The sequence below is a fragment of the Streptomyces maremycinicus genome, from assembly GCF_001184025.1.
Taxonomy (GTDB): Bacteria; Actinomycetota; Actinomycetes; order Streptomycetales; family Streptomycetaceae; genus Streptomyces; species Streptomyces maremycinicus.
Genome location: NZ_BBYG01000017.1, coordinates 211530 through 232113, shown reverse-complemented (window position 1 = coordinate 232113; position 20584 = coordinate 211530). Strand labels below are relative to the sequence as shown.

Here is a 20584-nt window from a genome sequence, read left to right as displayed (position 1 = left end):
CCGTGATCGGTCAGGAACAGTCGCGCATGGACCGTGCACGGTCGCACGACGGTCGCATGCGGTCACGTGAAGGATCACGCTGCCCGGATGGCGTCCTCGATCCCGGGGAACGCGAAGGTGAACCCGGACTCCAGCAGTCGCTTCGGCACCACCCGCGCGCTCCCCAGCACGTCCCCGGCCATCTCGCCCAGCACCGAGCGCAGTACCGGCGCCGGCACCGCGAACAGCGTCGGCCGGCGCAGCACGCGCCCCATCGCCTCGGTGATCTCACGGTTCGGCAGCGGCTCGGGCGCGGTCAGGTTGAACGGACCCGACAGGTCGTCCCGGGCGAGCAGATGCCGGATCGCCGCCACCTCGTCGTGCAGGGCGATGTACGACCAGTACTGCCGGCCGTCGCCCATCCGCCCGCCGAGCCCGGCCTTGAAGAGGGGGAACAGCTTGCCCCAGGCCCCGCCGCCGCGCGCCACGACCAGCCCGGTCCGGGTGAAGACCGTACGGACACCCGCTTCCCGGGCGGGGCCCGCGGCCGCCTCCCACTCCACGCACAGTTCCGGCAGGAAGCCGGTCCCGGCGGGCGAGTCCTCGTCCACGACCCGGTCGCCCGTCTCGCCGTACAGACCCATCGCGCTGCCGTTCACGAACACCCGCGGCCGTTCGTCGAGCGAGGCCACGGCCTTCGCCAGCGCCGTCGTCCCGTTGACCCGGCTGTCGTGGATCCGCTTCTTGTACTCCTCGCTCCAGCGCCGGTCGCCGACCCCCGCCCCGGCCAGATTGACCACGGCGTCGCACCCGGCGAGACCCGCCGTGTCCACCCGCCCGTGCTCGGGGTCCCAGCGCACCTCGTCCGCGCCCTGGGGCGCACGGCGCACCAGGCGCACCACCTCGTGCCCGTCCGCGGTCAGAGACCGCACCAGGGCGCTGCCGATCAGGCCGGACGCACCGGCCACCGCGATTCGCTCACGTTCCATGCCGCCATCCTGCCCCGTGGCCGGGGAAAACCCCGGTCCGGTCGCCGCCGCCCCGCCATAAGGTGACGGCCATGCCCGGACCTTCCGCACCCCGTATCCGCACCGCACGACCCGCCGACGCCGAGGCGCTGGCCCTCGTCGACCGGCTGACCTGGTCCACCCTGCACGCGGTCATGCCCGAGCCGGTGCCGCCGTACGGCCCCTTCTTCGACGACCGCCATGTCCCCGAGGACTACCTGGTCGCCGAGGTGGACGACCGGGTCATCGGCTACGTCCGCCTCGCCCCGCCCACCCCGCTCGCCTGCAACGCGCACGTCCGGCAGATACAGGGCCTGGCCGTCCTCGACGAGGGGCGCGGCCGGGGCGTCGGACGGGCGCTGATCCGCGCCGCCCTGGACGAGGCCCGCCGACAGGGCGCCCGCCGGATCACCCTGCGCGTCCTCGGCCACAACGCCCCCGCCCGGCGGCTCTACGAGTCCGAGGGGTTCGTGGTGGAGGGCGTGCTGCCGGAGGAGTTCCTGCTGGGCGGGGAGTACGTGGACGACGTGTTCATGGGGCGCCCGCTGTAACGCCCCGCGCCACGGCCTCCGCACCGGGCACCGGCCCCCGCCCCGCGCCATGGCCCCGCGCCGCGCCGCGCTACGTACGGCCTCCGCGCGGGCTCAGGAGGTCGCCAGACGGCCCGTGTCCACCTGTTCCGTCGCCTTCGCCGCCCGCCGGGCGTCGCCGGCCACCTCGTCCGCCGTGAGCACGTACCCCGTCTCGTCGTCGGAGGTGGAGCGGGCGAAGACGACGCCGTAGACCCGGCCCGCTGTGGTCAGCAGCGGGCCGCCCGAGTTGCCGGGCCGCACGGTGGAGCGGATCGAGTAGATCTCCCGGGTGACGATCTCGTCGTTGTAGATGTTCCGGCCGGTCGCCTTCACCCGGTTCGCGACCGTCGCCGCCTGGAGGTTCAGATCGCCGTCCTGCGGATAGCCGGCGACGACCGCCGAGTCACCGCGCGAGGCGTCGTCGTCGAAACCCAGGACGGGCGCCCTCAGGTCCGGCACGTACAGCACGGCCACGTCCTTGTCCGGGTCGAAGAGCACCACGCGCGCGTCGTACGACCGGCCCACACCGCCGATCCGTACGGTCGGGTCGTCGATGCCCGCCACCACGTGCGCGTTGGTCATCACATGCTCGCTCGCGTACACGAAGCCGCTGCCCTCACGGCCCTGGTCGCCCGCCACGCCCTCGATCTTCACCGTGCTCAGCTTGGCCGCCTCGGTCGCGCTCGCGGTGACGCTGTCGCCGGTGGGCTTGGCGACCTCGGCCGTCGACTCGTTCTCGAAGGGGTTGAAGACCTGCGGGAAACCCGCCTCGGTCAGCGCCGAGGTGGCGCGCGCGAACCAGGTGGGCGTGGTGTCCGGCATCGCGTCCTGCACGGCTCCCAGCAGCCGGGAGTCCCGTATGGACGAGGTGACCACCGGGGACGAGGACGCGCCCAGCACGCTCGCCGCCACCCACGCCACGATCAGCACCGCCACCGCGTTCGCCGCCGCTCCGCCGACCCCGTCGGCCACCCTGAGCGGCCCGCGGTCCAGCTCCCGCCGCAGCCGCAGCGCCAGCCGGCCCGCCAGCTCGTGCCCGGCCACCGCGGGCAGGAGGACCGTGACCACCGCCGTCACCGTCGCCGCCGTGGTCCCCGGTGTCACCAGGTCCATCACCCACGGCAGGACCCAGACGCCGATCACCGCGCCGCCCACGAAACCGGCGAGCGAGACACAGCCGGCCACCAGTCCGCGCCGGTAGCCGGAGCCGGCGTAGGCCAGGATGACCAGCACCAGCAGGATGTCGAGCAGGTCCACGCGGCCGCCTTTCTCTTGGAACCCCTGGTCGGTGAGTACGTGCGGGAAGGGGCCAGTGATCAGCTACCCATCGATCACGCGCGGGTGAACGTGCGAACCAGCCACGCGCGCGTGTACCCCGGAAAACGTCGTGGACCGGGAGATTGGTTCCACCAGGTGGCACAGCACACATCGCGGACGGACCGGAACAGGCCGACAGTGGGTTCATGTGTGCCCTTCGACCGGCTCCCCGCGGCGCGCGCGGAACGCGAGGACGCCGCCCGGCGCGGATACCGGGCCCGGTCCTCGTGCTCCTGGGCTGCCTGCCCGGGTTCGCCGCCGTGGCCGCCCTGGGGCTGTGCGCGGGCGGCGTCGACCACGCCGCCTCGGCCGGCTCGGGCGCCCGCCCGCCCGCCGCCCGGCCCGCCGCCGTCCACCCGGCGGTCCGGCCGCCCGTCGTGCCCCGTGCCGTCTGGCTGGACGACCTGGCCCGGCACGCGCAGCCGCCCCCGCGCTACGACGACAAGGTCGTCGCCGTCTTCGTGCACCACACCGACTCGCCCAACGGCTACGCCTGCGCCGACGCGCCCCGCATCATCCGCTACCTGTACGCGGGGCAGACCGGCGCCCGGGACTGGGACGACATCGGCTACAACTTCCTCGTCGACCGCTGCGGCACGATCTACGAGGGCCGCGCGGGCGGCGTCGACCGGCCCGTCACCGGCGCCCACACCCAGGGCTTCAACCACCGCACGGCCGGTATCGCCGCCCTGGGCACCTTCACCGCCGGGGTACCGGTGCCCCAGGCGATGGTCGACGCGATCGCCGCCCTGACCGCCTGGAAGCTCGGGCTGTCCGACATCGACCCGCGCACGGAGGTCCGGCTCACCTCCAGCAACAGCCGAAGCCGGTACGCCGCCGGCGCCACCGCCACCCTTCCCGCGCTGGCCGGCCACAAGGACGGCTACATGACCAGCTGCCCCGGCGCCGCCCTCGCCGCGCGGCTGCCGGAGATCCGGGAGCGGGCGGCCCGGCTCCAGGGCAGAACGGCGTCCCGGGCCGCCGGAAGTCTCACAGGAACGCCTTAGCCGGCGTTCAGGGTTCTCCCATTACCGCGTCCTACGGTCATGCACAACACAAGCCGACGGGAGGCGGGGATCATGAACAGCAGTCGCTACCGGTCCACGGGGAGCACGGGGAGCACGGGGAGCACGGGAGCCGCGGGCAACGCCGGGAACACCGGAGGCGCGGGCGCCACGGGCTCGGTGGGCGGCGCCGAGCGGAACCCGGCCTGGACGAAGGCGCTCCGCAGCCCCTGGACCGTGCTCTGCGCCGTCGCCGCGGTCGTCCTGGGCCCGGCCGCGGCCACCGCCTCCGCGCTGGAGCGGGCCAACGAGGCGCCGATGCACCACGCGGCGCGGGTCGACCGGTCGCAGGCCTACATCCCGGCGGACAGCACCCGCCGCAGGCTTACGGTCTGACCACCGGCCGGGTCACTCCACCGGCCGGTGTCACTCCTTGAAGCGCTGCCACAGCCGGGGATACCGCTCGGCCAGCGCCCCCTCGTTCTCGAAAGCGACCGGCGTGCCCTCCGGTTCGGCGGGCGCGGGCGGAATGCCCAGGTCCGGGGCGACGGTCCCGGTGAGCTGCTCGTAGGCCTCGTCGGCCGCGTAGCCGAGTTCCTCGCCGTCCCCGTCGATCTCCTCGTCGAAGTCGTCCAGCAGATCGGCGAGCGAGTCCGGGTCGTTGTGCAGGGCGCCCTCGAAGACCTCGCGGCCCTGTCCGATCAGCCAGCACCGGAAGAAGTCGAAGGCGTCGTCGCTGGCCCCGTCCAGCAGCAGCCAGGCCGCGCCCCACAGGTCCCAGCGGTAGGCGCGGTTGTAGCGGGACTCGAAGTGCCGGGCGAAGTCGAGCACCGAGTCCGGGTCCAGCCGGACCAGCCGCTCCACGAGCAGGTCGGCCTGCTCCTCGGGATCGCCATCGGCGGCCTCGCGGGAGGCGTCCACCAGCTCCCAGAACTCCGTCTCGTCCATCACGCGTCCAGCATCGTGCCTCGCAGGGCCCCACGCACCCGGAGTGCCGGGGATTCCGGCGGGATCCTCACCCTTCCCGACGCCCGTAGAGCTCCGTCAGCCGTACCGCCGCCGCGGCGAACCGCTCCCGCAGCGTGACGGGGGAGAGCACCTCGGCCTCCGGTCCCAGCGCCGCGAGCTGCGTGTGCGCCACGTCCTCCGACTCGACCCGCAGGGTGACGGTCACCCAGCCCGCCCCGTCCGGCTCCGGGACATCCGCCAGCGCGTCCCGGGCGGCCACCGGGTCCACGGCGTACGGCAGGTCGCGCACCCCCGCCTCCGAGAGCCGCAGTACCACCTCGGCGCGCAGGATCGACCGCGCGAACCGCTCGGCCTGCGCGCCCCAGAAGGCGGGCAGATCGAAGTCCTCGTCCCTGACGAAACGATCCTTCATCGCCTCGGCCCCGACGAACCGGTCGATCCGGTAGGTCCGGAACGCCCCCGCTCCGGCCCCAGGCTCCGCTCCAGCCCCCGGTCCGGCCCCGGCCCCCGCCTCCGTCCCGGCCCCCGCCTCCGTCCCGCCGACCCGGGCGCACAGATACCAGACCCCCGCCTTGAGCACGAGCCCGTACGGCTCCAGCTCCCGTGTCACCTCGCGCTCCCCGCGCCGGTAGCGCGCGCTCAGGCGCCGGTCGTCCCACACCGCGTCCGCGATCACCGGCAGCAGGGCCGGCGCCGCGGGCTCGCGGAACCAGGCGGGCGCGTCCAGATGGAACCGCTGCGCCGCCGTACGCGGGGCGTCCCGCAGGGAGGGCAGCAGGGCCGCCGACACCTTCAGCCGCGCGGCCGAGGCGATGTCCTCGAGGCCCATCTCCCGCAGCGCCCCCGGCACCCCGCTCAGGAACAGCGCCTCGGCCTCACCGCGTCCCAGCCCCGTCAGCCGCGTCCGGTAGCCGCCGACGAGCCGGTAGCCCCCCGCCCGTCCCCGTTCCGCGTACACCGGCACGCCTGCCTCGGACAGCGCCTGCGCGTCCCGCGTGACGGTCCGCTCAGACACCTCCAGTTCCCGTGCCAGCTCGGACGCGGTCATGGTGGGCCGGGACTGGAGAAGGAGCACCATCTTGATGAGCCGGGCAGCGCGCATGCGCACATCTTGCCGGTCCTCGGCCGCGCTCCGGCGCCCGGTCGTCCAGCCGTGCGACGGTGAAGGGGTGCGACGGTGAAGGGGTGCGACGGTGAAGGGGTGCGACGGCGAAAGGGCGCGACGGTGAAGGGGCCCGGCGGCTTATGCCGCGCCGGGCCCCTTCACCGATCGAGAGCGCCGGGCCTACAGCCCGTACCGCTCGCGCGCTTCCTTCACCGCCGTCGCCTTGACCTCACCGCGGCGGGCGAGCTGGGCGAGGGCCGCGACGACGATGGACTGGGCGTCGACGCCGAAGTGGCGGCGGGCCGCCTCACGGGTGTCGGAGAGGCCGAAGCCGTCCGCGCCGAGCGAGGACCAGTCCTGCTCGACCCACTGCGCGATCTGGTCCGGGACCTGGCGCATGTAGTCGGTGACGGCGAGGACCGGGCCCTCGGCGCCCTGGAGGGCCTGACGGACGTACGGCAGGCGCTCCTCGCCGCGCAGCAGGGCCGCGTCGGCCTCCAGCGCGTCGCGGCGCAGCTCGGTCCAGGAGGTCGCGGACCACACGTCGGAGGCCACACCCCACTCCTCGGCGAGCATGCGCTGCGCCTTCAGGACCCAGTGGATCGCCGTGCCGGAGCCCAGCAGCTGGATGCGCGGGGCGTTGGCCGCCGCCACGTCCACGCCGGCCGACTCCGCCGTGTTGAAGCGGTACAGGCCCTTGAGGATGCCCTGGTCCACACCGGGCGCGGACGGCTTGGCCGGCTGCGGCATCGGCTCGTTGTAGACGGTCAGGTAGTAGAAGACGTTCGGGTCCTCGCCCGGGGCCGCCTCGCCGTACATCCGGCGCAGACCGTCCTTGACGATCGTCGCGATCTCGTAGGCGAACGCCGGGTCGTAGCTGAGGGCGGCAGGGTTGGTCGCGGCGATGACCGGGGAGTGGCCGTCGGCGTGCTGGAGGCCCTCGCCCGTCAGGGTCGTCCGGCCGGCCGTGGCGCCGACGAGGAAGCCGCGGCCGAGCTGGTCGCCGAGCTGCCACATCTGGTCGGCCGTGCGCTGCCAGCCGAACATCGAGTAGAAGATGTAGAACGGGATCATCGCCTCACCGTGCGTGGAGTACGCGGTGGACGCGGCGATGAAGTCGGCCATCGAACCGGCCTCGGTGATCCCCTCGTTGAGGATCTGGCCGTTCTTGGCCTCCTTGTAGTACATCAGCTGGTCGCGGTCGACCGGCTCGTACGTCTGGCCCTTGGGGGAGTAGATCCCGAGCGACGGGAACAGGCTCTCCATGCCGAAGGTGCGCGCCTCGTCGGGGACGATCGGCACCCAGCGCTTGCCCGTCTCCTTGTCGCGGACCAGGTCCTTGACCAGCCGGACGAACGCCATGGTGGTCGCGACGTTCTGCGTGCCGGAGCCCTTGTCGAAGGAGGCGAACGCCTTGTCGGCGGGGGCCGGCAGCGGCGCGAGCGCGTGCGTACGGCGGGCCGGGGCCGGGCCGCCGAGGGCCGCGCGGCGCTCCTGGAGGTAGCGGACCTCGGGGGAGTCGGCGCCGGGGTGGCCGTAGGGGACCACGCCGTCGACGAACTGCGCGTCCGAGATCGGCAGCTCCAGCAGGTCGCGCATCGTCTTGAACTCGTCCACCGAGAGCTTCTTCATCTGGTGGTTGGCGTTCTTCGACGCGAAGCCCTCGCCGAGGGTGTGGCCCTTGACCGTCTGGGCCAGGATGACCGTCGGGGCGCCCTTGAACTCCACGGCCGCCTTGTACGCCGCGAACACCTTGCGCGCCTCGTGGCCACCGCGGGAGAGGTGGAAACACTCGAGGATCTTGTCGTCGCTCAGCAGCTTCGCCAGCTCGGCGAGCGCCGGGTCCTTGCCGAAGAAGTCCTCGCGGATGTAGGCGGCGCCGCGCGTCTGGTACGTCTGCACCTGGGCGTCCGGTACCTCGCGCAGCCGGCGGACCAGCGCGCCCGTGGTGTCGAGCCGGAACAGCTCGTCCCAGGCGGAACCCCACAGCGACTTGATGACGTTCCAGCCCGCGCCGCGGAACTGGGCCTCCAGCTCCTGCACGATCTTGAAGTTCGCGCGGACCGGGCCGTCGAGGCGCTGGAGGTTGCAGTTGATGACGAAGGTCAGGTTGTCGAGACCCTCGCGGGAGGCGAGTGCGAGTGCCGCCGTCGACTCCGGCTCGTCCATCTCGCCGTCACCGAGGAACGCCCACACGTGGGACGCGGAGACGTCCTTGATGCCGCGGTTGGTGAGATAGCGGTTGAAGCGCGCCTGGTAGATGGCGGAGAGCGGGCCGAGGCCCATCGACACCGTCGGGAACTCCCACAGCCAGGGCAGGCGGCGCGGGTGCGGGTACGACGGGAGGCCGTTGCCGCCGGCCTCCTGACGGAAGTTGTCGAGGTGCTGCTCGGTCAGCCGCCCGTCGAGGAAGGCGCGGGCGTAGATGCCGGGGGAGGCGTGGCCCTGGATGTAGAGCTGGTCGCCCGAGCCGTCGGCCTCCTTGCCCTTGAAGAAGTGGTTGAAGCCGGTCTCGTAGAGCCAGGCCGCGGAGGCGAAGGTGGCGATGTGGCCGCCGACGCCGTGTTTGCTGCCCCGGGTCACCATCGCGGCCGCGTTCCAGCGGTTCCACGCGGTGATCTTCCGCTCCATCTCCTCGTCACCGGGCGCGGACGGCTCGGCGGCGGTGGGGATGGTGTTGACGTAGTCCGTCTCGAGCAGCTTGGGCAGCGCGATGCCGTTGCCCTCGGCACGCTCCAGCGTGCGGCGCATCAGGTATGCGGCACGGTGCGGCCCGGCCGCCTTGGCGACCGCGTCCAGGGAGGCCTGCCATTCGGCGGTCTCCTCCGGGTCACGGTCGGGGAGCTGGTCGAGCGCGCTCGGCTGGATGGCCTGGGGGTCGGTCATGTCGCCGCCTTCCTCAGTCGAAGGGGGTTCCCTGTGAGGGTGTTCCGGGGGTGCCCTTGGTCTTTGGCAGGACAGGGCGTGGGCTCGGTGCGGTGCCATGGGTGGCTCCGTCCGCGGCCCGTCGGTGACTGTAACCCCCTGATCGATGATCGATCAAAGGGTTGAAGGGCAAAACCTCTCGATTGCGAGAAAGTAGGCACGGGGTGCCTTTCGGGCGGGCACCCGGTGCCGCGTCGATTCAGGGTTTTCGCAGGTCGGAGCCCACGTATGAGCGGGTGTACGCTCCACTGAACCTGGACGGGTCCTATGCCCGGGGAGCGCACCCGAGGACATGCGCCTTCACCAGCTCGGCGATCCTCGGGTCCCGCCGCCGGAACGCCTGGACGAGCTCCTCGTGCTCCTCCGCGTACGACTGCTGCACGGTCCCCAGCCAGCGGATGGACAGCGCCGTGAACACCTCGATGCCGAGGCCCTCCCAGGTGTGCAGCAGCACGGAGTTCCCGGCCGCCCGGACCAGCTCCCGGTGGAAGCCGACGGTGTGCCGCACCTGGGCCGTGCCGTCCGCGTCGCGGTCCGCCTCGTACAGCGCGGCGACGTGCGGTTCGAGCGCCGAGCAGTCCTCCGCGAGCCGCTGTGCGGCCAGTTCCGCCGCGATCGCCTCCAGACCGGCCCGGACGGGGTAGCTCTCCTCCAGGTCCGCGGCCGTCAGGTTGCGCACCCGCACGCCCTTGTTCGGCGCGGACTCGATCAACCGCAGCGACTCCAGCTCGCGCAGCGCCTCCCGCACCGGCGTCTGGCTGACCTCCAGCTCGGTCGCGATCCGGCGCTCGACGATCCGCTCGCCCGGCTTCCAGCGCCCGCTGACGATCCCCTCCACGATGTGCTCGCGGATCTGTTCGCGCAGCGAGTGGACGACGGGCGCGGTCATGAGGGCTCCTTTGAGGAGGGGCCGCACAGGCCCCCGGGGGCGTTTGACGTTTAGACAATAAGGCCGGGGGCCTGCGGAGGAGAGGCGCACGGGGGCGCTTTCGAGCAGGTGAGACGAGACTTACACGCCCACAGCGGGGCGGCCATGTAAAGACCGGTACCGGACAGGTCCCGCCCGCGGCCGCGCCGGGGAGCCGACAGACGGAAGCCCCCGCCCGGAGAGTTCCGGACGGGGGCACGCGCTGTGGAGCCGGTGGATCAGAGGCCGAGCTCGACCTCGAACTCGCCGGCCTCCAGGATCGCCTTGACCGCGGTCAGGTAACGGGCCGCGTCGGCGCCGTCGACCAGACGGTGGTCGTAGGACAGGGTCAGGTACGTCATGTCACGGACGCCGATGACCGTGCCCTCCTCCGTCTCGATGACGGCCGGACGCTTGACCGTGGCACCGATGCCGAGGATCGCGACCTGGTTCGGCGGCACGATGATCGTGTCGAAGAGCGCGCCGCGCGAACCGGTGTTGCTGATGGTGAAGGTCGCGCCGGACAGCTCGTCCGGGGTGATCTTGTTCGCGCGGACCTTGCCCGCCAGGTCGGCCGTGGCCTTGGCGATGCCGGCGATGTTCAGGTCGCCCGCGTGCTTGATGACCGGGGTCATCAGGCCCTTCTCGGAGTCCACCGCGATACCGATGTTCTCGGTGTCGAAGTAGGTGATGGTGCCCTCGTCCACGTTGATCCGGGCGTTGACGGCCGGGTGGGCCTTCAGCGCCTGGGCCGCCGCCTTCACGAAGAACGGCATCGGGGAGAGCTTGACGCCCTCACGGGCGGCGAAGGAGTCCTTCGCCTGCGCGCGGAGCTTCATCAGCCGGGTGATGTCGACCTCGACGACCGAGGACAGCTGCGCCTGCTCGTGCAGCGCCTTGACCATGTTGTCGCCGATGACCTTGCGGATGCGGGGCATCTTCACGGTCTGGCCGCGCAGCGGAGAGGCTTCCAGCTTCGGGGCCTTCTTGGCGGTGCTCGGCGCGGCGGCGGCCGGAGCCGGAGCGGCGGCGGCCGCCTTCGCGGCCTCGGCGGCGGCGAGGACGTCCTGCTTGCGGACGCGGCCACCGACGCCGGTGCCCTTGACGGCGGCCAGGTCGACGCCGTTCTCGGCGGCGAGCTTGCGCACCAGCGGGGTCACGTAGGCGCCGTCGTCACCCGCGGGAGCGGCGGGCGCGGGGGCGGCCGGGGTGACCGGAGCCGGAGCGGCCGGCGCGGGGGCCGGGGCGGCCGGAGCCGGAGCTGCGGCGGCCGGGGCGGGCGCCGCAGCGGCGGGGGCAGGCGCGGGAGCGGCCGGAGCCGGAGCGGCCGGCGCGGGGGCCGGAGCGGCCGGAGCCGGGGCAGCGGCGGCGGGCGCCGGGGCCGGGGCGGCCGGAGCCGGGGCGGCGGCCGGAGCCGCGCCCGGGGCGCCGATGACGGCGAGCTTGGCGCCGACCTCGGCGGTCTCGTCCTCGGCCACGGTGATCTCGAGCAGCACGCCGGAGACGGGCGCCGGGATCTCGGTGTCGACCTTGTCGGTCGAGACCTCGAGCAGCGGCTCGTCCTCCGTGACCTCCTCGCCGACCTGCTTCAGCCAGCGGGTGACAGTGCCCTCGGTGACGGACTCGCCGAGCGCGGGCAGGACGACGTCCGTGCCCTCGGCGGAGCCGCCGCCGGTGGCGGCCTCGGCGGTGGGAGCGGGGGCCGGGGCCGCCTGCTCGGTGGACGGCGCGGCAGCGGCCGGCTCGGGCGCGGGCTCGGCGGCCGGAGCCGGAGCGGCGGCGCCGGTGCCGTCGTCGATGACGGCCAGCTCGGCGCCGACCTCGACCGTCTCGTCCTCGGCGACCTTGATGGAGGCCAGGATGCCGGCGGCGGGGGAGGGGATCTCGGTGTCGACCTTGTCGGTCGAGACCTCGAGCAGGGGCTCGTCGGCCTCGACGCGCTCACCCTCGGCCTTCAGCCAGCGGGTGACAGTGCCCTCGGTGACGCTCTCGCCGAGCGCCGGAAGGGTTACGGAAACCGCCATGGTTTCGGTTGCTCCTTACGAATTGCGGAAGTCTGTGTCGTCGCGGAGTCGCTTCTTCGACCGAGGGTCAGTCGTGCGAGTGCAGCGGCTTGCCCGCCAGGGCGAGGTGGGCCTCGCCGAGCGCCTCGTTCTGCGTCGGGTGAGCGTGGATGAGCTGCGCGACCTCGGCGGGCAGCGCCTCCCAGTTGTAGATCAGCTGGGCTTCGCCGACCTGCTCGCCCATGCGGTCGCCGACCATGTGGACGCCGACCACGGCACCGTCCTTCACCTGCACGAGCTTGATCTCGCCCGCGGTGTTGAGGATCTTGCTCTTGCCGTTGCCCGCGAGGTTGTACTTCAGAGCGACGACCTTGTCCGCGCCGTAGATCTCCTTGGCCTTGGCCTCGGTGATACCCACGGAGGCGACCTCGGGGTGGCAGTACGTCACCCGGGGGACGCCGTCGTAGTCGATCGGGACGACCTTCTGACCGGCCAGACGCTCCGCGACCAGCATGCCCTCGGCGAAGCCGACGTGCGCGAGCTGGAGGGTCGGGACCAGGTCACCGACGGCGGAGACGGTCGGGACGTTGGTGCGCATGTACTCGTCGACCAGGACGTAGCCGCGGTCCATGGCGATGCCCTGCTCCTCGTAGCCGAGGCCGGCGGAGACGGGCCCGCGGCCCACCGCCACCAGCAGGACCTCGGCCTCGAACTCCTTGCCGTCGGCCAGCGTGACCTTGACACCGTCGGCGGTGTACTCGGCCTTGGAGAAGAAGGTGCCCAGGTTGAACTTGATGCCGCGCTTGCGGAACGCGCGCTCGAGGAGCTTGGAGGAGTTCTCGTCCTCGACCGGGACGAGGTGCTTCAGGCCCTCGATCACCGTCACGTCGGAGCCGAAGGACTTCCACGCCGAGGCGAACTCCACGCCGATCACGCCGCCGCCGAGGATGATCGCGGACTTCGGCACGCGGTCCAGGACGAGGGCGTGGTCCGAGGAGATGATCCGGTCGCCGTCGATCTCCAGGCCCGGCAGCGACTTCGGCACGGAGCCGGTCGCGAGCAGCACGTGGCGGCCCTGGACGCGCTGTCCGTTGACGTCGACGGAGGTCGGGGACGACAGGCGGCCCTCACCCTCGATGTACGTCACCTTGCGGGAGGCGATCAGCCCCTGAAGGCCCTTGTGCAGACCCGAGATGACGCCGTCCTTGTACTTGTGGACGGCGGGGACGTCGATGCCCTCGAAGGTGGCCTTGACGCCGAACTGCTCGCTCTCGCGGGCCTGGTCGGCGATCTCGCCGGCGTGCAGCAGGGCCTTGGTGGGGATGCAACCCCGGTGCAGGCAGGTGCCGCCGACCTTGTCCTTCTCGATCAGGGCGACGTCCAGGCCCAGCTGCGCCCCGCGCAGGGCCGCGGCGTACCCGCCACTACCACCGCCGAGGATCACTAGGTCGAAAACGGTGCTGGCGTCGTTCGCCACGTCACGTCCTCCATGCATGTGCGCCGTGCGCCGGTCGTCGCTGACCGCCGGCGGCTGGTGTCCGGCCGCTCTTTCTTCGGCCCTGTGGTGGGGGCCCTGTCCTGCCGTGGCCCATCTTCGCACTTGCGGGAGGCGAACGAGACGCGGGGCCGGGGTGTGAGACACCCCACGCTCACTTGTGACATGGGGGACCGGCCCCACTCGGGGGCGGGGGAACCGCGCGACCGGCCGCGTTCGGCCCGCACCCGTCACATGACGGACGGATCCGAGTGACCAGGCGCACAGTCCCCCCTCTGCCGGAGGGACTAGCCGAGGTCGCCGGAGGCGGTCAGCTCGGCCAGCCGCACCAGCGTCCGCACCGCGGTACCGGTACCGCCCTTGGGCGTGTACCCGAAGGGGCCACCCTCGTTGAACGCCGGTCCGGCGATGTCCAGGTGCGCCCAGGTGATGCCCTCGCCCACGAACTCGCGCAGGAAGAGACCGGCCACCAGGCCGCCGCCCATCCGCTCGCCCATGTTGGCGATGTCCGCGACGCTGGAGTCCATGCCCTTGCGCAGGTGCTCCGGCAGCGGCATCGGCCACGCCGGTTCGCCGACCTCCTCGGCCGCCTCGTGCAGCGCGGAGCGGAAGGCGTCGTCGTTCGCCATGATCCCGAAGGTCCGGCTGCCCAGCGCCAGCATCATCGCGCCGGTCAGGGTCGCGACGTCGACGATCGCGTCCGGCTTCTCCGCGGAGGCCGCCCACAGGGCGTCCGCGAGGACCAGCCGGCCCTCGGCGTCCGTGTTCAGGACCTCGACGGTCTTGCCGCTGTACATGCGCAGCACGTCACCCGGGCGGGTGGCGGAGCCGGACGGCATGTTCTCGGCCAGCGCGAGCCACCCGGTGACGTTGACCTCGAGCCCGAGGCGCGCGGCGGCGACGACCGCGGCGAAGACCGCCGCCGCGCCGCTCATGTCGCACTTCATCGTCTCGTTGTGCCCGGCCGGCTTCAGCGAGATGCCGCCCGAGTCGTAGGTGATGCCCTTGCCGACGAAGGCGAGGTTCTTCTTGGCCTTGGAGGAGGTGTACGACAGCTTCACCAGGCGCGGGGCCGAGGCCGAGCCGGAGCCGACGCCCAGGATGCCGCCGTAACCGCCCTTGGCGAGCGCCTTCTCGTCGAGCACCTGCACCTTGATGCCGTGCTCCTTGGCCGCCGTCTGGGCGAGAGCGGCGAACGCCTCGGGGTCGAGGTCGTTCGGCGGCATGTTGATCAGGTCGCGGGCGCGGTTGAGCTCCTCGCCGACGGTGGCGGCACGCAGCAGCGCGGCCTTGTGGGCGGCGTCGCGCGGCTTCCCGCCGAGCAGGACGGCCTCGGCGAGCGGCGCCTTGGCGTTCTTCGCCTTGGCGTCGTCGCCCCGCTTGTACGCGTCGAAGGAGTACGCGCCGAGCACCACGCCCTCGCCGGTCGCGCCGATGTCGGCGGCGTCGGTCACCGGCAGGGCGAAGGCGGCCTTCTTGGCGCCGGTGAGGGTGCGGGCGGCCGCTCCGGCCGCCTTGCGCAGCGCCTCGGGGTCGAACCCGGCGTCCTTCTCGGGCTCCTGGCCGAGTCCCACCGCGAGCACGAGCGGCGCCTTGAAGCCGGCCGGGGCGGGCAGCTTGGTCACCTCGCCCTCGGCCCCGGAGGCACCGAGGGTGTCCAGGATGCCGGCGAGCCTGCCGTCGTAGGCCTTGTCGACGGCTTCGGCGCCTGGGGCAACGATCGGGCCTTTCGCGCCCTTGGCGACACCGATCACGATCGCGTCGGCCCGGAGGCCGGGCGCCGCGGCGGTGCTGAGAGTGAGAGCAGTCACGGTGGTGAAATCTCGCTTCCGATGTGGAGTTGCGTTGGCCGGAATGTGTGGGTCGACCGGGCCCGACAGCCGACCCTAGATCCGGGTCATGGGTGCGGTCGTATCCGGGGTGTGCCTCACCGGCGCGGCGGACCGGCGTGACGGATCCCGGAATGAGCGTACGCGTGCGTGCGCGGTCGCTCACGCACGCGCGTGTTCACCTGTCGGTGGCGTCGTAGCCACTTCCCGATCCTCGCATTCCATGAACCGGATCACACCCGTCGGGTCGGGGTGGGAGCCCGCGCGCGGGCGACATGGGCGATGATCGTCGGGTACGTGCCGCCCCGTCCAGGAGCCCATCCGGTGAGACGACCGACCCTGTTGCTGCCCCTGCTCGCCCTGTTGCTGGCGGGCTGCGCCTCCGCGCCGGACGGCGGACGGGACGAACGGCCGGACGACGGGGCGGCCACCGGGACGGCCAGCGGGACGGCGGACGCCGGGATCTGGCGGCCGGCCCCCGGCACCGGCTGGCAGTGGCAGCTGAGCGGCCGTCTGGACACCACCGTCGACGCACCGGTCTACGACATCGACGGCTTCGACCAGAGCGCGGCCACGGTCGCGCAACTGCACGAGGACGGCCGCAAGGTCATCTGCTACCTCTCCACCGGCGCCTGGGAGGACTGGCGCCCGGACGCGGCGAGTTTCCCGAAGTCGGTGATCGGCAAGGGCAACGGCTGGGAGGGCGAACGCTGGCTCGACATCCGCGCGTTGGACGTCCTGGAGCCCCTGATGGCGGCCCGCCTCGACATGTGCCGCGAGAAGGGCTTCGACGCGGTCGAGCCGGACAACATGGACGGCTACAAGAACACCACGGGCTTCCCGGTGAAGGCCGCCGACCAGCTCCGCTACAACCGCCTCATCGCCGAACTCGCCCACGACCGGGGCATGTCGGTCGGCCTGAAGAACGACCTCGACCAGATCCCCGAACTCGTCGGCGACTTCGACTTCGCGGTCAACGAACAGTGCGCCCAGTACGACGAGTGCGCGGACCTGACCCCCTTCATCGAGGCGGGCAAGGCCGTCTTCCACGTCGAGTACGAACTGCCCACGAGCGCGTTCTGCGCCGACTCCCGTCGGCTGCGCCTGAGTTCACTGCTGAAGAAGTACGAACTCGGGGTGTGGCGCGAGGCTTGCTAGGCCCGGCGACGACCTAACCGCCCAGGCAGAACACCACGAGCGCGGTGGTCGCCGCCGTCTCCGCCAGTCCGCCGAAGACATCCCCGGTGACCCCGCCGAAGCGCCGCGTGCAGTGCCGCAGCAGCAGTTCGGCGGCGCCGAGCGCGGCGAGGACGGCGAGCGCCGGCCGTACGGCGTCGTACGGCTCGAACGGGGCGCCCGGACCGGCGGACCCGATCAGGACGACGACACCGCCCTCGTACGGCCCGCACCACGCTCCCGCGACCGCCGCCGCCAGCGTGACGGCGACGGCGGTGAGCACCGCGCCGCGCACCGGCACCACCCCGGCGACCGCCGCCCCGAGCCCCTCCGGGCGCGCGGCCGGCACCCCGGCGCGTGCCGCCAGGGTCAGCGCGAGCCGTGCCGCGGCGGCCGAGACGACGGCGGCCACCGCGCCCAGCGCCCACGAGGTGTCGTAGAGCTGCGTCAGCGCGGCCACCTGGGCGAGCAGCACCAGGACGAGCGTGAGCACGCCGAACGGGCCGATGTCGGACTGCTTCATGATCCGCAGCGCGTCCTCGGCGGGCTTGCCGCTGCCGAGTCCGTCCGCGGTGTCGGCCAGCCCGTCCAGGTGCAGACCACGGGTGAGGACGGCGGGCACGGCGGCGGAGGCCACGGCGGCGAGCAGCGGGCTCGCGCCCAGGAACAGCAGCAGCAGACCGAGCCCGGCCGCGCAGCCGCCGACGGCCAGTCCGACCACGGGGGCGCCCAGCATGCCCCCGCGCGCGGCCCGCCGGTCCCAGCGGGTCACCCTGACCGGGAACACGGTGAGGGTGCCGAAGGCGAAGCGGAGGCCGTCTGCGGGCGAGGTCGTGGACACGGCGGCAGAGTAGCCCGGTCGCCCCTCCCACGAAGCGGGCGCCCCCGTGCCCCGGGACACTGGTGACATGGGTGAGTGGGTGCAGCGCAACATCGTCGAACCGGGCAAGGTGCCGCTGCTCCTCGCCCTGACCGCGTTCGTCCTCACCTTCCTGATCACCCGGGTCATCACCCGCCTGATCCGGGCGGGCAAGGGCCCCTTCGGCAACATCAGCTCCGGCGGGGTGCACATCCACCACGTGGTCCCCGGCGTCGTCCTGACCGTCGCGGGCGGCTTCGGCGCGGTGGCGAGCGGCCGGCAAGGCTTCGGGGCGGGTGCCTTCGCGGTGGTCTTCGGCATCGGTACCGGCCTGGTCCTCGACGAGTTCGCGCTGATCCTGCACCTGGACGACGTGTACTGGACGGAGGCGGGCCGCAAGAGCGTGGAGGCCGTGGTCCTGACGGCGGCGCTGGGGGGACTGCTGCTGGTGGGCTTCTCGCCGTTCGGCGTCGACGACCTGAGCCAGGACGAACTCCAGGACCGAGGGGGTGTCATCTCGACCGTGGTGTTCAACTTCGCCTGCTCGCTGGCCGTGCTGAGCAAGGGCAAGGCCAAGATGGCCGTGTTCAGCGTCTTCATCCCGCTCCTGGGCCTGGTGGGCCTGGTGCGGGCGGCCCGGCCCGGCTCGCCGTGGGCCCGCCGGTTCTACCGGCGGCGGCCCCGCGCCCGGGCGAAGGCGATCCTGCGGGCCTACCGCCACGACCGCCGCTGGGCGGGGCCGCGCCGGGTGGTGGGGGACTGGCTGGGCGGGAAGACGACCGCGGAACTCGCTCAGTCCGAGGAACGCAACTGAGGGATCCGGTCCGGGCCCGGTGCATGGGCCGTACGGCGGCTGCGGGGCTTCGTGGCGGGCCGCGTCCCGTGGCGCGTCCGCGCACCGCTGCCGCCGCCCCGTGCCCCCCGGCGCCCCCGCGTGCCCGTGCCGCCCCGCGGGCCCCTGGCGGGCCGCCCGGGCCCCCGGCGGCGCCCGCGGGCCTCCGCCACCGCGCACAGCACCAGCACCGCCGCGATGGCCGCCAGATGCTCCTTGCCCGCCAGGTTGTCCTTCAGCAGGACCTCCACCACCATCGCGACGATCACCGCCCCCGCCGTCACGTACGCCCGGTAGCGCCAGCCCAGGAACACCGCGAGCCCCACCACGGCCGCCGACGGGCCGGTGTCCACGATCCGGGCGTCGGCGGCGGGCAGCCCGAGCGGGCCGCCGGGGCCGAGGGCGACGCCCACGCGCGCGTAGAGCGTGCCCGCGAGCGTCGCCGCGTAGGCGATGACGAGGGTCCGCCACCAGCCCAGGCAGAGCTCCGCGACCCCGAACACCAGCAGGATCTGGGCGAGGGCTCCCCAGACCGGCAGGTCCAGCGCGGGCACGAACAGGGACAGCGGTGTGCGCAGCAGGGCGAGCCCGAGGGGATCGTCGGCGCGCACCGCGCCGAGGGTCTGGACCGGCCCGTACCCCCACGACCGGTTCTGCACGATCTGGGTCAGCGACGTCAGACACACCGCCCCGAGGGTCATCGGCAGCGCCCGCCACCGCCGTCCCGCCCAGCGGACGCGTACGGCCTCGTACAGCGGCCCCCATTCGGCGCGGGCCCGGCGGGCGACCGCGTTCACCGGCGGGTTTCCAGGTGCCCCCGGCGCAGCCACTTCGGCAGCCCCGGCGCCCCCAGGAACCCCTCCGCCCGCGCCGAGGCCACACCGATGCGGGGCAGGTCCGCGCTCTTCTCGAAGAGCAGGAAACGGGGTTCCCAGATGGGCCGGTACTTGGCGTTGGCGCGGTACAGCGACTCGATCTGCCACCAGCGGGAGAAGAAGCAGAGCAACGACCGCCACAGCCGCAGGACGGGGCCGGCCCCGAGGCGGGCGCCCCGCTCGAAGACCGAGCGGAACACGGCGAAGTTCAGCGAGACCTGCGTGATCCGGTCCGCCCGGTCCACCGGGTTCCTCGGGTCCGCCCGGTCCGCCGCGTTCCTCGGGTCCGTCCGGTCGTCCCGCTGTTCCCCGGCGTGCCGGAGCAGCTCGATGACCATGAACTCCATCAGGCCGTTGTCGCAGTCGCGGTCCCGCCGCATCAGGTCGAGGGACAGCCCGTGCGGTCCCCAGGGCACGAAGGACAGCAGGGCCCGCAGCTCCCCCCGTGAGTCGGTGCACTCCAGCATCACGCAGCGCCCGTCCTCCGGGTCGCCGAGCCGCCCCAGCGCCATGCTGAACCCGCGCTCGGTGGCGCCGTCGCGCCAGTCGTCGGCCCGCCGGAGCAGGACGGCCATCTCGTCGGCCGGGATGTCCTCGTGCCGCCGTACCCGCACCGTGTACCCGGCCCGCCGGATCCGGTTGCACGCCTGCCGTACGGTCCGCATGGCCCGCCCCTCCAGGGTGAACTCGGCGACCTCGACCAGGGCCTCGTCCCCGAGTTCCAGCGCGTCCAGCCCGTGCCGGGCGTACACGGTCCCGGCCTCCTCGCTCGCGCCCATCACCGCCGGGATCCACCCGTGCGCCCGCGCCTCGGCGAGCCACGGCCCGATCGCCCCCGGCCAGGCCTCCGGATCCCCGATCGGGTCCCCGGACGCCAGCGACACCCCGCCGATGACGCGGTAGGCGACGGCCGCCTTCCCGGTCGGCGACCAGCACACGCTCTTCTCCCGCCGCAGCGCGAAGTAGCCCAGCGAGTCCCGCTCACCGTGCCGGTCGAGGAGCTCCCGCAGCCGCTTCTCGTCGTCGGCGGTGAGCGGGTCGACGGCCCGCCGGGAACGGAACGCGGCATACAGGACGGCGAGGACGAGCGCCGTGCTCAGCACGTTGACGGCGACGTCGACCCAGGTGGGCGGGGCGATCCCGGGGACGCGGTACTCGTCGGCGGCCACCGAGACCAGGCGCAGCGCGCCGTAGCGCCAGCGTTCGAGGAAGGTGGACGGGGCGGCGGCCCGGTCGGTGACCGTGACCAGCAGCGCGGCCAGCAGCGAGGCGCCCAGGAGTCCGCCGGCGCCGACGGCCGCGGCGAGCCGCGGATTGGACCGGTCGCCCTTCGCGTAGAACTCCCGCCGACCGGCGAGCAACGCCGCCACGAAGGCGGCGGTCAGCGCGAGCGACACCCAGTTCTGCGGGTGGCGCCGGATCTCCGGGAACGCCATGGCCAGCGTGAACAGCCCCAGGAACGCCCCGCTCAGACCGAGGTTCAGGATCCACGCGGCCCGTTTGCGCCGCCGCATCGTGACGGCGAGGAACGCGGTGAAGACCCCCGAGGCGAAGCCGGCCGTCAGCAGATACGGCGTGAAGAGGTTCTCCTGGTTGTGCCGCCGGACGTCCTGCCCCAGGGAGACCCACACCGCACTGAGGAAGTTGACGGACGCGACGGCACGCAGGTACCAGACGGCGAAGGCGGCGGCGCCCCGGGTGTTGCCCATGAGCGGTGATCATATGGGTGC

17 protein-coding genes are annotated in these 20584 nt (G+C 72.9%); 5 read left to right on the top strand and 12 right to left on the bottom strand.

Translation table 11 applies throughout. The annotated features are described in order from the left end of the window. Positions 1-74: 74 nt before the first annotated feature. Positions 75-968 carry a TIGR01777 family oxidoreductase gene (locus AOQ37_RS26525; RefSeq protein ID WP_062647594.1) on the bottom strand — a complete coding sequence of 298 codons (894 nt, stop codon included), beginning with the start codon at positions 966-968 and terminating at the stop codon, positions 75-77. A gap of 71 nt (positions 969-1039) precedes the next feature. Between AOQ37_RS26525 and AOQ37_RS26520 the strand changes: the two genes are divergently transcribed. Further along, positions 1040-1537, top strand: coding sequence for a GNAT family N-acetyltransferase (locus AOQ37_RS26520; RefSeq protein WP_062647592.1), 498 nt, complete (start codon positions 1040-1042; stop codon positions 1535-1537). A 93-nt stretch (positions 1538-1630) separates the two neighbouring features. Here the strand turns inward: AOQ37_RS26520 and AOQ37_RS26515 are convergent, their stop codons facing one another. Beyond that, positions 1631-2815 carry a MarP family serine protease gene (locus tag AOQ37_RS26515; protein WP_062647589.1) on the bottom strand — a complete coding sequence of 395 codons (1185 nt, stop codon included), beginning with the start codon at positions 2813-2815 and terminating at the stop codon, positions 1631-1633. 287 nt (positions 2816-3102) lie between these two features. On the opposite strand from AOQ37_RS26515, the gene AOQ37_RS26510 reads away from it, so the two are divergent. Beyond that, positions 3103-3882 carry a peptidoglycan recognition protein family protein gene (locus tag AOQ37_RS26510; RefSeq protein WP_199825090.1) on the top strand — a complete coding sequence of 260 codons (780 nt, stop codon included), beginning with the start codon at positions 3103-3105 and terminating at the stop codon, positions 3880-3882. A gap of 177 nt (positions 3883-4059) precedes the next feature. Then, positions 4060-4275, top strand: coding sequence for a hypothetical protein (locus AOQ37_RS26505; protein ID WP_062647878.1), 216 nt, complete (start codon positions 4060-4062; stop codon positions 4273-4275). Between the two features lie 30 nt (positions 4276-4305). Here the strand turns inward: AOQ37_RS26505 and AOQ37_RS26500 are convergent, their stop codons facing one another. The 7 genes from AOQ37_RS26500 to AOQ37_RS26470 form a co-directional block, all read right to left on the bottom strand. Next, entirely contained in the window at positions 4306-4827 is a 522-nt protein-coding gene (locus tag AOQ37_RS26500) for a DUF4240 domain-containing protein (protein WP_062647587.1), read from the bottom strand. 67 nt (positions 4828-4894) lie between these two features. Continuing rightward, positions 4895-5950 carry a helix-turn-helix transcriptional regulator gene (locus AOQ37_RS26495; protein WP_062647876.1) on the bottom strand — a complete coding sequence of 352 codons (1056 nt, stop codon included), beginning with the start codon at positions 5948-5950 and terminating at the stop codon, positions 4895-4897. A 183-nt stretch (positions 5951-6133) separates the two neighbouring features. Further along, positions 6134-8839, bottom strand: a complete 2706-nt coding sequence (gene aceE, locus AOQ37_RS26490) for a pyruvate dehydrogenase (acetyl-transferring), homodimeric type (protein ID WP_062647585.1) — start codon at positions 8837-8839, stop codon at positions 6134-6136. A gap of 304 nt (positions 8840-9143) precedes the next feature. Then, complete coding sequence (locus AOQ37_RS26485; protein WP_062647583.1) at positions 9144-9767, bottom strand: GntR family transcriptional regulator; 624 nt, start codon at positions 9765-9767, stop codon at positions 9144-9146. A gap of 257 nt (positions 9768-10024) precedes the next feature. After that, positions 10025-11809, bottom strand: coding sequence for a 2-oxoglutarate dehydrogenase, E2 component, dihydrolipoamide succinyltransferase (sucB, locus tag AOQ37_RS26480; protein WP_062647581.1), 1785 nt, complete (start codon positions 11807-11809; stop codon positions 10025-10027). A 67-nt stretch (positions 11810-11876) separates the two neighbouring features. After that, complete coding sequence (lpdA, locus tag AOQ37_RS26475; protein ID WP_062647579.1) at positions 11877-13265, bottom strand: dihydrolipoyl dehydrogenase; 1389 nt, start codon at positions 13263-13265, stop codon at positions 11877-11879. 305 nt (positions 13266-13570) lie between these two features. Beyond that, entirely contained in the window at positions 13571-15094 is a 1524-nt protein-coding gene (locus AOQ37_RS26470; RefSeq protein ID WP_062647577.1) for a leucyl aminopeptidase, read from the bottom strand. A 342-nt stretch (positions 15095-15436) separates the two neighbouring features. Between AOQ37_RS26470 and AOQ37_RS26465 the strand changes: the two genes are divergently transcribed. Beyond that, positions 15437-16270, top strand: a complete 834-nt coding sequence (locus tag AOQ37_RS26465) for an endo alpha-1,4 polygalactosaminidase (protein WP_062647576.1) — start codon at positions 15437-15439, stop codon at positions 16268-16270. 13 nt (positions 16271-16283) lie between these two features. Here AOQ37_RS26465 and AOQ37_RS26460 read toward each other — a convergent pair whose 3' ends face one another. Beyond that, entirely contained in the window at positions 16284-17129 is an 846-nt protein-coding gene (locus AOQ37_RS26460; protein ID WP_062647574.1) for an adenosylcobinamide-GDP ribazoletransferase, read from the bottom strand. Between the two features lie 67 nt (positions 17130-17196). On the opposite strand from AOQ37_RS26460, the gene AOQ37_RS26455 reads away from it, so the two are divergent. Beyond that, positions 17197-17961 carry a hypothetical protein gene (locus AOQ37_RS26455; RefSeq protein ID WP_062647573.1) on the top strand — a complete coding sequence of 255 codons (765 nt, stop codon included), beginning with the start codon at positions 17197-17199 and terminating at the stop codon, positions 17959-17961. On the opposite strand, the gene AOQ37_RS26450 is transcribed toward AOQ37_RS26455, so the two are convergent. Continuing rightward, positions 17940-18776, bottom strand: coding sequence for a hypothetical protein (locus AOQ37_RS26450; protein WP_062647571.1), 837 nt, complete (start codon positions 18774-18776; stop codon positions 17940-17942). The two genes, AOQ37_RS26455 and AOQ37_RS26450, sit on opposite strands and share 22 nt — an antisense overlap. Then, positions 18773-20563, bottom strand: coding sequence for a phosphatidylglycerol lysyltransferase domain-containing protein (locus tag AOQ37_RS26445; RefSeq protein ID WP_062647569.1), 1791 nt, complete (start codon positions 20561-20563; stop codon positions 18773-18775). Before AOQ37_RS26445 ends, AOQ37_RS26450 begins: the two co-directional genes overlap by 4 nt. Between the last annotated feature and the right edge of the window lie 21 nt (positions 20564-20584).